At 73.8% G+C, this 13,790-nt stretch carries 9 protein-coding genes; 4 read left to right on the top strand and 5 right to left on the bottom strand.

The annotated features are described in order from the left end of the window. Nucleotides 1-9 precede the first annotated feature (9 nt). On the top strand, nucleotides 10-2,952 hold the full coding sequence (locus T328_RS06880; protein ID WP_496494989.1) for a hypothetical protein: 2,943 nt from the start codon (nucleotides 10-12) through the stop codon (nucleotides 2,950-2,952). Between the two features lie 86 nt (nucleotides 2,953-3,038). Here the strand turns inward: T328_RS06880 and T328_RS06875 are convergent, their stop codons facing one another. Together T328_RS06875 and T328_RS06870 are read right to left on the bottom strand one after the other, a co-directional pair. Further along, the gene (locus T328_RS06875) at nucleotides 3,039-3,569 is read right to left on the bottom strand and encodes an NUDIX hydrolase family protein (protein WP_496495364.1); all 531 of its coding nucleotides are present in this window, start codon (nucleotides 3,567-3,569) and stop codon (nucleotides 3,039-3,041) included. 30 nt (nucleotides 3,570-3,599) lie between these two features. Then, nucleotides 3,600-5,663 (bottom strand): galactose-binding domain-containing protein, encoded by a 2,064-nt coding sequence (locus T328_RS06870; RefSeq protein WP_496494988.1) that lies wholly within the window; start codon nucleotides 5,661-5,663, stop codon nucleotides 3,600-3,602. 467 nt (nucleotides 5,664-6,130) lie between these two features. On the opposite strand from T328_RS06870, the gene T328_RS06865 reads away from it, so the two are divergent. Then, nucleotides 6,131-7,666 carry an outer membrane protein assembly factor BamB family protein gene (locus tag T328_RS06865; RefSeq protein ID WP_496494987.1) on the top strand — a complete coding sequence of 512 codons (1,536 nt, stop codon included), beginning with the start codon at nucleotides 6,131-6,133 and terminating at the stop codon, nucleotides 7,664-7,666. Between the two features lie 131 nt (nucleotides 7,667-7,797). On the opposite strand, the gene T328_RS06860 is transcribed toward T328_RS06865, so the two are convergent. The 3 genes from T328_RS06860 to T328_RS06850 all read right to left on the bottom strand — a co-directional run bounded on the left by T328_RS06860 (nucleotide 7,798) and on the right by T328_RS06850 (nucleotide 11,345). Then, nucleotides 7,798-9,123: an amidohydrolase/deacetylase family metallohydrolase gene (locus T328_RS06860; RefSeq protein WP_496494986.1), complete on the bottom strand. Its 1,326-nt coding sequence runs from the start codon at nucleotides 9,121-9,123 to the stop codon at nucleotides 7,798-7,800. Nucleotides 9,124-9,190: 67 nt separating this feature from the next. Beyond that, on the bottom strand, nucleotides 9,191-9,682 hold the full coding sequence (locus T328_RS06855; protein ID WP_496494985.1) for a RidA family protein: 492 nt from the start codon (nucleotides 9,680-9,682) through the stop codon (nucleotides 9,191-9,193). A gap of 97 nt (nucleotides 9,683-9,779) precedes the next feature. Next, the gene (locus T328_RS06850) at nucleotides 9,780-11,345 is read right to left on the bottom strand and encodes an aminotransferase class V-fold PLP-dependent enzyme (protein ID WP_496494984.1); all 1,566 of its coding nucleotides are present in this window, start codon (nucleotides 11,343-11,345) and stop codon (nucleotides 9,780-9,782) included. 338 nt (nucleotides 11,346-11,683) lie between these two features. On the opposite strand from T328_RS06850, the gene T328_RS06845 reads away from it, so the two are divergent. Further along, the gene (locus T328_RS06845) at nucleotides 11,684-12,748 is read left to right on the top strand and encodes a LacI family DNA-binding transcriptional regulator (RefSeq protein ID WP_496494983.1); all 1,065 of its coding nucleotides are present in this window, start codon (nucleotides 11,684-11,686) and stop codon (nucleotides 12,746-12,748) included. After that, entirely contained in the window at nucleotides 12,745-13,698 is a 954-nt protein-coding gene (locus tag T328_RS06840) for a carbohydrate ABC transporter permease (RefSeq protein WP_496494982.1), read from the top strand. The genes T328_RS06845 and T328_RS06840 overlap by 4 nt, the downstream gene beginning before the upstream one ends. The last annotated feature ends 92 nt before the right edge of the window (nucleotides 13,699-13,790 follow it).

Below are 13,790 nucleotides of genomic sequence, written 5' to 3'. Positions count from 1 at the left end.
CTGGTGCGGATGAGATTCCAGCTGGCAGAAGGCGTGGTGACCACGGGACACACGGCGTGGGTCGCCCGCTCCGGCGTGCCCGTGCGCCTCGCGGCCCAGGACGACGTCCCCGCGGGCGCACCCGTCGCGCTGGGCCCACCGGAGGCGGGGGAGGAGCGGGCCGGGGCCGCGCTCGCCGAGCTGGACCGGCTGGTCGCGGCCGGCGGCGCCGTTGCGGCCGGCGCGGACGTCGACCTCGGCGGCGGCTTCCGCTCCGCGCGGCTGGCCGGCGCCCGCGGCGAGAAGCGCGACGCGGTCCTCGCCGCGCTGCGCGCGCTGGGCCCCGCGGACGCCGGGCGGCTCGGGGACCGGGCCGCGGTCATGGTGGCGCTGTTCGGGCCCGCCGCCACCAAGCGCGTCGGCGCCGCCGCCGGGCGCGCCGTCACCGAGGAGCGCTGGGCCGCCGTACGGCTCGCGTCCGCCGCCAGCGACGTGCTGGGACCGGAGCAGATCGAGCAGATCCTCGACCTCAGTGCGCCCGACGGCGTCGACCCCGTCGACGGCGGCGCGCCCTCCGTGCTCGCCGGGCACCTCGGCCGCGTACTCGCGCCGCTGCCCCGGCCGCGCCGCCCGGCGCTGCTGACCGACCTGTGGGACCGGGTGCTTGAGAGCCACGCCCGGCGGGCGCGCCGCGAGCGGCTGCTCGCCACCCAGGCCCGCGACGACCGGGTGGCCCAGCTGCAGGCCCGGCGCGACCGGCTCGAAGAGGAACTGGTGCTGCAGCGGATGGCGCACGACGTGAAGGTCGGCGAGATGCCGCTGCTGGCGGCGGCCCGGTGGACGCCGCCCGACGGCTACTGGCACGGTGTGCTGACCCGGATCGTGCAGGACGCCCAGGCCGCCACCGTGCTGCTGCGCACCGCCGTCGCCGTCAGCGACCACGGCCCGGCCGTCGGACTCGCGTACATGGAGCCGCAGTTGGCCGCGGTCATCGCGGTCACCGGGGACGCCGCCGCGGCCCGCGCCGCCCGCCGCGTCCCGGGCCTGACCGGCCTGCCCGCCCGGCCCGCGAGTCACGCCCGGGAGCTGCACCGGCAGCTGCGCAAGCACGGCCCGGCGAAGGTCCCGTACGACACGCAGGTGCGCCCGCGCCTGGCGCGCGCCCGCGACTACGCGCTGGTGGTCGTCGGCGAGTTCGACCGGCTGCTGGACTGGGAGCTGCCCGTCCCCGGGGACGTGCTGCACGCGTGGGCGGCGGGCGGCCTGGCGGGATGGCGGCGCCGCACCGGCTACACCTCCGTCCGCCCGCCCGAGGAGTGGTCCGAGAACCCGCCGTGGGCACGCAGCCGCTTCGGCGTCGTCGACACCCTCGCCGACCGGCTGCGCGGCCTGCGCGAGAAGGGCGAGCCGGCGGTGCCCCGCGACGCCGAGGTGCTGGGCGACCTGCTCTGGTACGCCGACCTGATCGACGCGCTCGCGCAGCTGCACGGGCACGAGGCCGCGGCCCTCACCCCGCACGCCCCTCCGCTCGGCCACGACCACGACCCGCCGCCGGCCGCCGAGCCACTGACGCCGCGGCTGGACTCGGTGAGCCTCGCGGTCTCCGGCGCCGCGCAGCTCGTCGCCCTCGGCGGCACGCCGGGCAAGGGCGTGCGGACCTGGGCGGGGCTCGTCGACAGCCTGCGCGCGGACGTCGATGTGGCCGAGGCGCTGAGCGGCGAATTCCCCGTACCGCCGCCGCTGGCCGCGGTGGACGCCACCGTCGTCCCCGGCACCCGGGTCCGCTTCCGGCTCGCCCGCAGCGCCCGCACGCTCGCCGAGTGGGCGGACTACATGGGCAACTGCATCGCCACCCCGTACTACGTCGACGCCGCGCTGAAGGGCCGCAGTGCGCTGGCCGCGCTCCACGACGACAAGGGCCACATCCTCGTCAACGCCGAGCTGCGCCCGGCCCGCCCCGCCGAACGCGGCTGGCTGGTCGGCGAGATCGCCGGTCGTTTCAACGGCACCCCCGACCAGCGGCTGGAGGAGACCTTCCGCCGCTGGGTCGCCACCCTCCCCGGCACCGAGCGGCCGGCCACGGCGGCGGCCGACGAGGCGCCGGCCAGTCCCGTGCGCCGGCGGCGGGCGGCGCCGCGGCTCGTGCAGGCCGCCGGGCCGGAGCTGGCCCGGCTCGCGGAGCGCGCGTGGGCGGAGCAGGTGGACGACCGTACGGCCGCGGTCTACGCCGCACTGGCCGCCACGGTCCCGGACGCCCCGGCCGGCGCCGGTGCGGCCGGCGCCGCACGCGACACCGGACCCGCGTCATCCGCCGGCCCCGGCCCCGCCGGCGCCGCGCCCGCCCTGACCCGGCTGCGCCGCCTCGGCGCCGCGTCGCTGGCCCACGCCTGCCGCCGCGTCCTCACCGACGGCACCGCCGACCCGGCCGCCCTCTGGGCCGCCACCGGTGTCCGCCCGCTGGCCGCCGCGGTGGCGGAGCTGGACCCGGTGCTGCGCGACCGCTTCGAGCAGCTCGAACTCCTCGACGGCGCCGGGCCGCTGCCCAAGGCGCTGCGCGCACTGGCCCGGCGGCCCGCGGTGGCGCCCGCGTACGCGATGGGGCTCATGGGCCTGCGGCTGCGCGCGGCGCTCGGGCGGCTGGTGTACGAGGACGACGCCGCCGTCGCCCGCGCGGTCTCCCGCCGCCCGCCGGCCCCGCTGCTGTGCGCGGCGGCCGTCGCCGTCACCTGCCGCGCTCCGGAGATACCGCTGACCGCCGTGGCGGAGCCCCGTGCCGTGACCGTGCCGGGCTTCCCGGCGACCGGCCTCGACGACCCCGAGGGCCCCTGGCAGCGTGCCTTCCCCGCGGCCCGCGAACTGGGCGCGGACACCGCCGCGTTCTGGGACCGGGTCGCGGCCGAGGGCCTGCGGGTCCCCGCCTCCTGGCTCGGCTCCGCCGGCTGGCCCGCCCTGTGGGCCCGCGCCCACCGCTGACCGCCCGCCGACGCCCGGCGGACGGCTGACGCGGCGGCGTCCCGGACCGCTCGGGAGGCCCGGACCGCTCGGGAAGCCCGGGGCGCTCAGGAAGAGACGTACCCCACCTGCGCGAGCGCCTGCTTGAGCAAGTGCCCCTGGCCGCCGGGCATCTCCTGCTGCACGACCGGCGACGCCGCCTCCTGCGGCGTGAACCACATGAAGTCCAGCGCGTCCTGCCGCGGCCGGCAGTCGCCCGCCACCGGCACGACGTACGCCAGCGACACCGCGTGCTGCCGCGGGTCGTGGTACGGCGTGATGCCCTGCGTCGGGAAGTACTCGGCGATCGTGAACGGCTGCGGCGACGCCGGCACCCGCGGCAGCGCCACCGGCCCGAGGTCCTTCTCCAGATGCCGCAGCAGCGCGTCCCTGACCCGCTCGTGGTGCAGCACCCGGCCGGAGACGAGCGCCCGGCTCACCGCCCCGTCCGGGCCGATCCGCAGCAGCAGGCCGACGTGCGTGACCTCGCCCCGGTCGTCGACGCGGACGGGCACCGCGTCGACGTAGAGGACCGGCATCCGTGCGCGCGCCGACTCCAGCTCCTCGGGAGCCAGCCAGCCGGGTGTGGTTTCGGTCAAGTCAGCCATTGGCCGATCTTACGTCGAACCTCATCGGGCGTGGACGCTCACCTCGTAGAGCGAATAGCCGTGCTCCGTACCGCGCTGAACCCCGACGATGCGGACATATCTCGCATCGGTGGCGTCGAACGTCGCCGTGTCGAGCCCGCCGTCGCCGTCCTCCGCGGTCCACACCGTGCGCCAGTCGCCGCCGCCGGCGGAGACCTCGATGCGGTACGCCCTCGCGTACGCGCGCTCCCAGTCCAGCGTGACCCGGCCGATCCGGCGGCTCTCGCCGAGGTCGAGCCGCAGCCACTGGTCGTCGCTCCAGTCGCTGGCCCAGCGGGTGCCGCGGTCGCCGTCCACGGCGCGGCCGGGGGCGTAGCCGGTCAGCAGGCTGAACTCGGTGGAGCTGGCCGTCGCCGCGGCGCCGGCGGCGAGGTTCGCCGGCTTCTCGTGGCCCTCGGTGGCACCCCAGGTGGTCAGGTACGACTCGGCGCCCGCCATCAGGTCCTCGACCACGTCGGCGCCGCCGTGCAGCCGCATCTGCTCGATCCAGTCGGGTACGAGGCCCGCGTGCGCCCCGCCGTCGGTGTTGAAGTCCCAGGTGCGCTCGCCGGTGACCTGCCGGTCCAGGACCGAGCCGCCGTCGGCGCTGGTGAACGGGTACTCGACCTTGTCCGGGGCGTCCGCGCCGCGGGGCGCGGGCCAGCCGCCGACGCCGTTCATGTCGGTGCCGTAGCCGTATCCGGCCCCGTACTTGTCGCGCAGGCCGGCGCCCTGCCGCGCCTGCTCGACGAAGTCCTCGGCGGGGTTCATGTACTGGGCGGAGAAGCCGCCGAGGCGGTACAGCCGCTCAGTCCAGTCCGGGTCCATCCAGCTGTGGCTGGAGAGGACGCCCGGGTACGACTCCGACTCCAGGATGTCCAGCGCCCGGCCGGCGGCCTTGACGCTCATGTGGTCCAGCTCCAGCATCATGTTGCGTTCCATCATCCCGCGCACCGCGTACTCGCCGAGTCCGCTCAGCCCGCGGGTGTTGCACCGGGCGTCCTGGTTGTACGACGGGACGGACACCCCCGCGGGCAGCAGGTCGGTCGCCTCGGCGGGCGGGTCGGCCAGGCCGATGGGGTTGTCCTGCTGCCGGCCGGTGCACTTCTCAGTGGTCCAGAACGTGCCGGTGGACAGGAACTGGCCGATGTTCACCGCCGCGCCGATCGTGCCCGAGTCGAAGCGCACGCCGCACAGCGCGTTGTCGAACTTGTGGCACAGGAACATGCTGCGCACGCCCATGCCGTACAGCTCGTCCAGGCCGCGGTCGATGTCACCCTTGTCGCACTGCGCGATGCCGAGCACCTGCTTGCAGCCGAACGGCTCGGAGGTCTCCACGCCCAGCACCACGGCGAGCTTGCCCTCGGCGACCACCGCGCGCGCCTGCTCGGCGTCGGTGACGATGCGGAACCAGCCGCGGCCGGGGCCGCCGTACATGGCGTCGACGTAGTCCTGCATCTCGTAGGTCTTCGCGGCTTGCAGCCGGATGGAGTCCATCTCGTCGCAGCCGCGGTCCTTGGCCGGGTAGACGGAGCAGAGCAGCCCGTTGGTGACCAGGTCCTGCACCAGGATCCGCTGCCCGCCGCGCCAGGCGCGCTCCAGCCAGGCGTAGTAGTTCTGCTGGTGGCTGAGCGAGTCGTGGGCCGGCCAGTGCCCGAACGTCGGCCAGCCGACCGGGTCGTGGTGGCCGTCGGCGCCGCCGGTGAGGTTCTCGAACAGGGCGAGCGCGCCGTCCGGGTAGTGCTCGGGGCAGTCCTTGAGCGCCTCGGCGACGCCCTGCTGGGAGAACGGCTGCCCGCAGATGATCCGGCCGCCGAAGCCCTCGTTGGACATCACGTGGTTGTGCGCGTCGACGAAGCCGCGCACGTCGCCGTCGGCGTCGGTGCCGCGGAACGGCTCGCCGGTGACGTTCACCCCGGAGTCCGGGGCGGGCCGGGCGACGGGGTCCCACCAGTCGTTCGCCGCGGCGGCGGTGCCCGGCCCGGTGCCGAGCGCCGTCAGGGCGGCGAAGAGGACCGTGACGAGGGTGATCAGACCGGCCTTGCGCAGGTACGGCTGTCGGGTCATGGGGGTCCCGCCTCCGGTGGCGCGAAAAGGTGAGGCACTTTTCTACGTCTGAGTAACAAGAGGATCGCCGCGGATTGACACCTCGTCAAGACACGGGGGCAACGCTTTCCTGCCCCGTACGGAGAACGCGCGGAGCCGCGCCGCCAGGCTGTGCCGGGCTGGGAGCCGCCGAACGTGCCGGCGCTGTGGCAGGCCGTCTGACCTGAGGGCGGAACGGCACCACCGCGGCACCGCACGGACCGGCCGACGAGGCCATGACGACGCCGCGGCGGTATGCGGCCGGAGGTTCCCTGGGGTGTGTCCTCCGGCCGGGCCGGCGGCTGGGCCCGCGTGAACTCCGTTGCCCGGCCGGTGCGTTGAGCCTGGCCCGGGCAACGGGGGCCGCCGGTTGCGCCGCCGGGCGAGGCTCTACGATGGGGCCGCCGATCGGCGGGTTGCTGGCGACCGAGGATCCGGGGGGACACCGCGTGGCTGAGGAGTACGGGCAGAACGGGCAAGCGGGCGGCGGCTTCGGACCGCCGCCGCCGAACGGGCCCGGCGTGCCGCCCGGCGCGCCCGCCCCGCCGCCGGGCCCCGCGCCCGCGGGTCCACCGCCCGCCGCGCCGCCGCCCGGGATGGCGCAGCCGCAGGCCGGCGGACCGTACGTACCGCCGCAGCAGCCGATGGGCATGCCCGTGTACCCCGGCCAGGCGGGCCGTCCGCACCCGTACCCTCCGCCGCCCCCGCCCAGGTCCGGCGGCGGCGCCAAGGCCGTCGGCATCGTGCTCTCCGTGCTGCTCGTCCTCGCCGTGCTCGGCGGTGGCGCCGCGGTCGTCCTCCTCTCCGACGACGACGGCGGGAGCGGCGGCACGGCGCAGGACGAACCGCCATCGAACGCGCTGGAGCAGCTGTGGGCGACGCCGCTGGAAGGCACCCACGTCGGCGGCGGCGACGTGAGCAGCCTGCCCGGCCTGTGGCCGGCCGGTGACCACGTCGTCTACGGCGACGAGCGCGGCGGCATGCGCGCGTACGACGTGCGGTCGGGCAAGGAGACATGGCAGGTGAAGAAGCCGAAGCACGCCGGCGAGCTGTGCGCCATGTCCCGCACCATCAGCCCCGGCGGCATCGGCGCGGTGGCCTTCGACGCCGGCGGCGACGACTGCGCGTACCTCGCGGCGGTCGAGGTCGACACCGGCACGCTGCTGTGGGACGAGAACCTCGCCGAGGACATCGGCACCTCCAACCCCGTGCTCACCGTCAACGACGACACGATCAGCACCACCATCGGCACCTACGTCAACAACTGGACCGCGAAGGGCGGCGCCCCGGGGCTGGACTTCACCTCCCGCGGCCGGGACTGCGACTCCACCCTCGTCCTCGGTGACGACCATGCCGTCGGCAGCAGCGAGTGCACGGACGTCTCCCCGCGCCACCAGCTCACCGTCCTCGACACCCGCGACGGCGGCGAGCCGTGGCGCTTCCCCGGCGTCGACCTGCAGGTCCAGCGCATCCTGGGCGAGGACCCGCTGACCGTGCTGCTCCAGGACGACGAAGAGAACCGGTTCGTGCAGTCCTTCACCGACGAGGGCGAGCAGGGCAAGCTCATCCCGCTCACCGGCAAGCTCGGCGAGCTGCAGTTCGAGGTGGACCACACCTTCGTCACCGAGGACCGGGTGCTCGTCACCGAGTACCGGGACAACGTCCACTTCGCCGCCGTGGACCTGAAGTCGGGCGAGCCGCTGTGGACCACGCCGAAGAGCGCCTATCTCCAGATGATCGGCTACGACGCCACCGAAGACCGGCTGATCGCCGCCGCGAAGCCCGAGGAGGGCTTCCACCTGGAACTGACGGAGTACGACGTGCGCAGCGGGAAGAGCACGGTCATCGGCGCGCTGGCGGCCAAGGGCCAGTCGATGGGCTCGCCGTCCACGGCCACGTACGCCTGGGACGGCAGCACGGTCTACATGGTCGCCGACAATGCCGAGGGCCGGGCGGTGCTGCGCGCGTTCCGCGGCACCGCCTAATGGGACTTGCCGGGGCGCCCGGCCCGCCGCGGCTGCGGCGCCCCGCCGTCACCCCGGCCGCGGAGGGCGTCCCGGTTGGGCCGGGCGGGACGCCCTCCGGGGCGGGGGAGGGATGGTTCCTGCGGTCAGTGCTATCGGTCCCCGGCGGTGTTCTCCGGGGGGTTCGCCCCCGCGTACCACTCCGGTGCGGCCCTGCCGTTGAGGTCCCAGACGACCTCGCCGGCGCGCACGGTCGTCTCGGCGACCAGCTTCTGATCGCCGTCGATCCGCCAGCCGAAGCTGTCGACGAAGCCGAACGTGCCGCGCTCCAGGGCGAACACCGCGATGTCCGCGGGCGCGCCGACCGACAGGTTGCCCAGATCGGGGCGCTGGATGGTCTGGGCCGGCTGCCAGGTGGACGCCTCGACGACGTCTTCCAGCGGCATGCCGAGCGTCAGGAACTTCGACATGACGTTGGACAGGTCCTTCATGCCGCCGTTCATGCTGGAGATGTGCAGGTCGGTGGAGATGACGTCGGGCCTGAAGCCCTCCTTCATCGCCGGTACCGCCACGTCCCAGGAGAAGCTGCCGCCGCCGTGGCCGACCTCGAAGACGATGCCGCGGTCGCGGCCCTGCTGCATGGCCGGGTTGAGCTTGCCGTCCGCGCCCAGCTCACCGCGGAGCCCGGAGTACATGTGCGAGTAGATGTCGCCCGGGCGCAGCTTCTCGGTGAGCAGCTGCGACAGCGGGCGCTCCTCGCTGTTCGCGCCGAAGTCGATCAGGGCGGGGATGCCGGCTTCCTCGCCGGCCTGGACGGAGCGCTCGACCGGGTCCCACTCGGGGCCGTTGTAGTGCGCCGTCTTGATGCCGACGATGGTGTCCGGGTACTCCTTCGCCACCTTGGCCGCGACGTCGGCCTTCATGTCCTCCAGGTCCTGCTCGTACGGGTGGCCGGCCATGCCCTTGCCGACGATGTTCAGGAACGCCAGCACCCGGGTCTTGGACTTGTCGATGACCTCTTCCTTAAACTGCGCGAAGTTGCTCGCGCCCGACGAACCGGTGTCCACGGCCGTGGTCACGCCGGAGCGGAGCGTGAAGCCGTCGGGGGCCACGCCGTTCCAGCCGTTGGCGTAGTCCTGCTTCGGCCCCGGGAACATGTGCGCGTGCATGTCGACCAGGCCGGGCGTGACGTAGTCGCCGCGCGCGTCGACGGTCTTCTCCGCACCCGAGGCGTCGATGTTCTGCGCCACCTCGGCGATCTTGCCGTCCTTGACGGCGACGTCGCGGACGCCGTCGATGCCGTTCTTCGGGTCGATGACGTGGCCATGCCGGATGACGAGGTCGTACGCGGCACCCCCGTCGTCCTTCCCCTCGGCCCGGGCGTCCGCGGGCGCCGTGGCGCCGACGGTGGAGGCGGCCAGTACGAGGGTCAGCGCCGCGGGAAGTACCGTCCAGGAAACTCGCGATCTCGCGTGCATACCGACTCAATTCCCCATCTCTGTGTTAGGTGGTGGTGGCGCGTTCGATGCGGATCGCCACGGACCGTCAGATGACGGCGATGCAGTCGATCTCGACCAGGGAGTCGCCGGGGATGCCCGCGGCGGCGGCGATGGTGGTGCGCACGCCCGGCTCCTTGCCCCAGCGGCCGCGGAAGACCTCGTTCATCCCGTCGTAGTCGTCCAGGGTGTTGAGGTAGACGTTGACCTTGAGGACCTTCTCCATGGACGAGCCGACCGACTCCAGGTAGCGCTCGATCTCGTTGAGCACGTGGTCGGTGTGGGAGCGGATGTCGCCCTCGAAGTGCGCGCCGATGCCCGAGATGAAGACCATGTTCCCGTAGGTCACGATCGGGCTGAACAGCGGGTTCTCCGGCGGCTCGCCGCCGTCGGGGTAGTGGACCTCCTTGCGCGGCGGGCGGAGGTGGCCCTGGCTGCTCTCGTCGCTGGCGACCGCCTGGCCGCCGGCGACGACCGGCACGGCGGCGACGGCGGCCACCGGGGCGGCCTTGCGGATGAAGTCCCTGCGGTTGGAGGACATGCGTTTACTCCTTGGTGAATGTTCGGTGCATGACACGTGGGATACGGGGCGGCGCGCGCCGGCCGGGGCTGTCCGGCGCCGGCGCGCGCGCCTGCCGTTAGGACCGGGTCGCGGTCCAGGAGCCCTTCAGGTACTCGCCCATGTCGAGTTCGCCGCTGATCTCGTCCCCGTCGACGGTGCCGGTGAAGGTGTAGCTCAGCGAGTCGCCGTGCTCCTCGCCGTAGCTGCTGCGCACCCTCACCTGCGTGCCGCTCACGCTGCCGGAGGCCGGTCGGCTGACGAACTCGCCGGCGTGCGTGCCGGTGACCTCCGCGCCGTCCTGGGCCAGTTCCAGCGTGTGCGCGCTCGACGTGCCCGCCGCGTACTCGATCTCCACGGACCAGGTGCCGGCGACGTCCACGGCCGGCGGCTTCGGCGACTCCGGCGCGGGCGGCGGGTCGCGCAGCAGCCGGACGAGTTCGTCCGCGATGGTCCGCCAGTCGCTGGGCTCCATCATGTACGGCGTGATGGAGACGCCGGTCTGGTCCGGGTCGGAGCCGGAGGCGGCGTTGAGCGCGATGCGCGGCTCGCCGTCCCACATCGCGTCCATGATGGTGGTGCCGGTGACCTCCATGCGCTCGGCGCTCCACAGGATGCGCAGCGACGGCGTCCGGTTCGACAGCCCCTCGGGCTGGGTGATCTCGGTGGTCACCCCGCTCAGCGACGTCACAGAGCGGGAGATCTGCTTGAGCCAGTGCGTCCACTCGGCGTACTCGGCGTCGTGGTCGCGCTGAACCCACATCTCGACGGCCGCGAGCATGCCCATGGCCTCTTCCTTGCCGACCTTGAAGCCGCGCGCGTAGCCGTGGTGCGGGGCGCTGTGCACCCACGCGGCCCGTACGAGGTCCTCGCGGCCCAGGATCAGACCGGCCGACTGCGGACCCCGCATGCACTTGCCGCCGCTGTAGCCGACGAGGTCGGCGCCGCGCTCGATGTGCACGTTGGGGATGGTGAGGATCTCCGCGGCGGCGTCGACCAGGAACGGGACCCCGGCGGGCCTGGTCACCGACGCGATCGTCTCGGTGTCCAGCTCGCTCTCGTCCACGCGCGGCCCGGCCATGATGTAGACCAGCGCGGTCTGCGGGCCGATGGCCGCCTCCAGCTCCTCCTTCGTCTCGACCTGGACGACCTTGAGGCCCACCGCGCTGATCGCGGCCTCGTACACGTTCCGCGAGTGCCGCGGGATGATCGCCTCGGTCTTCTGAAACCCGGTCAGATCCGGGATGTTGACGTGCAGGTCGGGGTTGCCGCCGGCGGTACACGCCGCCGCCGCGTGCGTCAGGCCCGCCGCACAGCCGGCGCTGACCAGCCCGAACTCGGTCTCGGTGAGCTCGCCGAGACGGCGGCCGACGGCGTCGGCCAACTCGTCGAGCTGGACGTACTGCCGCGCCGCCGCATCGATCGCGTCGCGGACCTCGGGCAGCAACAGCGAGCCGCTGAGCACGGTGTACGTTCCCCGCGCGTTGATGAGCGGACGTACTCCGATGCGGCCGTAGCCGTCCTCGGGGCGGCCCTCGCCCTGGCTCGCGGCGGACGGCGCCCCGGACGTGGCCGCGAACGCTTCACCCGCCAGCAACGGACCCAGCGCGAGTGCTCCCCCGGCCGCCGCGCCTCTTCCGAGCATGGTGCGACGAGAAAGTGCCTCATCAGGCATACCGGCCCCCTGTCACCTCGTGTGTTGTGGTGCCGTAGACGTTAGAAAGATCGTGAGGCGGCGTTAAGGGCCTCTTTCCGATGCCGCTATTCGGAACCCGGATCCTGCCCCGTCAGCCCGCGGGCCTCGCCGCGCGCTACGGCGCGGGCTGAGCGCCCGGCCGCGGCGGAACGCGGATCACAGGTGTCCGCCCTCTTGACGGCCGCGTAACACGGGAGCAACATACGTAAACGTTTCCAGCGCCTGTAAACCTTTACAAGAACGCCCTGCCGGGGCGGCCTTGTACACGACGCGAAGGGGCGAGTGCGATGTCCTCCGGGGGCCCACCCACGATCGTGTCGATCGCCGAGCGCGCCGGGGTGTCCATCGCCTCCGTCTCCCGCGTCCTCAACGGCCTCGGCGCCCGGCCCGAGACCGAGGACCGGGTCCGCCGCGCCGCCACCGAACTCGGGTACGTGCCCAACGCCGTGGCCCGTTCGCTGAAGGGCGGCCACACCCGCCAGCTGACCTTCGCCGTCCCGGACATCGGCAACCCCGTCTACGTCGCCATGGTCCGCGAGATCCAGGCCGTCGCGAAGGCCGCCGGCTACCGCCTGCTGCTGCACTCCACCGACGCCGACGTCGCCGAGGAACTCGGCGTCGTGCGCAGCCTCGCCGACCGCACCAGCGACGGCCTCGTCCTCGTGCCCATCCGCATCACCCCGGCGCACGTCGAGGCGCTGACCGCCGCCCCCGGCCCCGTCGTCGTGATCGGCTCGCTGCCCGACGGCGTGCCGGTCGACGCCGTCCAGGCCGACTCCGTCACCGGTGCCGCGCTGGCCGTACGCCACCTCGTCGGCACCGGCCGCCGCCGCATCGCCTTCGTCAACGGCCCCGTCGACACCGTCCCCGGCCGCAACCGCGCCCGCGGCTACCGCGGGGCGCTCGCCGCGTGCGGCATCCCGTACGACCCGGACCTGGTCGCCGCCACCGACTTCGGCGTCCGCGCCGGTGCCCGCGCCGTCGCCCGGCTGCTCGACGCCCGCCCCGGCCTGGACGCCGTGTTCTGCGCCAACGACCAACTCGCCATCGGCGCCGCCCAGGCGCTGCACGCCCGCGGCTGGCGCATACCCGAGGACGCCGCCGTCGCCGGCATGGACGACAGCGACCTGGCCGTCGCCGCCTGGCCGCCGCTGACCAGCGTCGACCTCGGTGCCGGCGAACGCGGCCGGCGCGCCGCCCGGATGCTCCTCGAACGGCTCGGGCCCCGGGACGGCGAGCCCGTCCCCGCCCGCCGCACCACCGCCACGCCGCGGCTCGTCGTGCGCGGCTCCACCTCCCCGGGCGCCGCGCCCGCGGGCTCCGACGAGCAGGAAGGCGCGAGGTCCGCATGAGCGTTGCCGCCCCACCACCGAAGGCCGCCGACCGCGGCACACCACCACCCCGCACGCCCCGCGCCCGCAAGGCCGCCCTCGGCCTCGACGGCGGCACGTGGTTCCTGCTGCTGCCCGCGCTCATACCCATCCTGATTCTGAGTGTCGGCCCGCTGCTGTACGGCGCGTCGCTGGCGTTCACCGACGCGCAGGCCGGCCGCACCGAACCCACCGAGTTCATAGGCCTGCAGAACCTCGCCGACCTGCGGCACGACACCCTCTTCTGGGACTCGTTCCGCATCGGCCTCATCTGGGCCGTCTGCGTCACCGCGCTGCAGTTCGTACTCGCCCTGGGCCTGGCCCTGCTGCTCAACCAGAACCTCCGCTTCCGCTGGTTCGCGCGCACCCTCGCGCTCGTCCCGTGGGCGATGCCCGAGGTCGTGGTCGGCATCATGTGGCGGCTGGTCTACCACCAGGACGCCGGCATCCTCAACGAGACGCTGACCCAGCTCCACCTCATCGACGACAACGTCGACTGGCTCACCAGCCTCTCCCTGGCCCTGCCCGCCGTCATCGCCGTCGGCGTCTGGGCGGGCCTGCCGCAGACCACGGTGGTGCTGCTCGCCGGGCTGCAGAACGTCCCGTACGAGCTGAAGGAGGCCGCGGCCCTCGACGGCGCCGGCGTCTGGCGCCGCTTCACCACCGTCACCTGGCCCGCCATCAAGCCGGTGGTCATCGCCATCACCGCGCTGAACTTCATCTGGAACTTCAACTCCTTCAGCCTGGTCTTCGTGCTCACCGGGGGCGGCCCGGGCGGCGAGACCCGGCTGCCGATGCTCTTCGCGTACGAAGAGGCCTTCGCCTACGGGCAGTACGGCTACGCCGCCGCCATGGGGCTGGCGATGATCGCGGTCATCGCGGTGTTCCTGACCCTGTTCCTGCGCAAGCGACTGAAGGAGGAGAGCCGGTGAGCGACGCACGCGCGGCCGCTCGGCCGCACCCGACAGCGCGCCGTGACGCTCTCCCCCAGAGCTTCGCCTGGGCGCTGCCCTCCGCGGGCGGC

Source organism: Streptomyces sp. CNX435 (assembly GCF_059570575.1).
The sequence above is the reverse complement of the archived record's forward strand: the minus strand, read 5'-3'. Positions and strand labels throughout refer to the sequence as shown.

Excerpts from the sequence above, each read along its gene's own strand:
- T328_RS06880 (WP_496494989.1), top strand. The coding sequence starts at position 10 with ATGAGATTCCAGCTGGCAGAAGGCGTGGTGACCACGGGACACACGGCG.
- T328_RS06870 (WP_496494988.1), bottom strand. The coding sequence starts at position 5,663 with ATGACCCGACAGCCGTACCTGCGCAAGGCCGGTCTGATCACCCTCGTC.
- T328_RS06860 (WP_496494986.1), bottom strand. The coding sequence starts at position 9,123 with ATGCACGCGAGATCGCGAGTTTCCTGGACGGTACTTCCCGCGGCGCTG.
- T328_RS06855 (WP_496494985.1), bottom strand. The coding sequence starts at position 9,682 with ATGTCCTCCAACCGCAGGGACTTCATCCGCAAGGCCGCCCCGGTGGCC.
- T328_RS06850 (WP_496494984.1), bottom strand. The coding sequence starts at position 11,345 with ATGCTCGGAAGAGGCGCGGCGGCCGGGGGAGCACTCGCGCTGGGTCCG.
- T328_RS06845 (WP_496494983.1), top strand. The coding sequence starts at position 11,684 with ATGTCCTCCGGGGGCCCACCCACGATCGTGTCGATCGCCGAGCGCGCC.
- T328_RS06840 (WP_496494982.1), top strand. The coding sequence starts at position 12,745 with ATGAGCGTTGCCGCCCCACCACCGAAGGCCGCCGACCGCGGCACACCA.